Raw genomic sequence first — 279 nt, 5'->3', positions numbered from 1 at the left:
GGCGATGTTTAGAGAACTTCGGACAAGACTGGGTTTGCGAAAACCGTACCCTGGCAGGCATGTCACTATAGGTCGGAAGACCTACGGCGTGGACTTCGGAAACATTTTCCAGGCGACCGCTGAGGCACCGGTCAGCATTGGAAATTATTGCTCGATCGCTGCTGGCGTACTTTTTATCGCTGCCGGCGAGCACCCGATGTCTTTGGTGTCCAGCTACCCTTTTCCAGATTCTGACCGGTTCGGACCACCTACACGGGACATCGCAAAGGGGCCGATCAT

The 279-nt window shown here is 54.8% G+C and carries 1 pseudogene; it reads left to right on the top strand.

Going from position 1 to position 279, the window contains the following annotated elements:
• Positions 1 to 88: 88 nt before the first annotated feature.
• Positions 89 to 279 (top strand): annotated as a pseudogene (locus EN818_RS33450) (hypothetical protein); the annotation flags it as partial.

It is taken from the genome of Mesorhizobium sp. M3A.F.Ca.ET.175.01.1.1 (assembly GCF_004791945.1).
In the GTDB taxonomy this organism is placed as follows: Bacteria; Pseudomonadota; Alphaproteobacteria; order Rhizobiales; family Rhizobiaceae; genus Mesorhizobium.
Note: the sequence above shows the minus strand (reverse complement) of the source record. Positions and strands in the feature narration are given on the sequence as shown.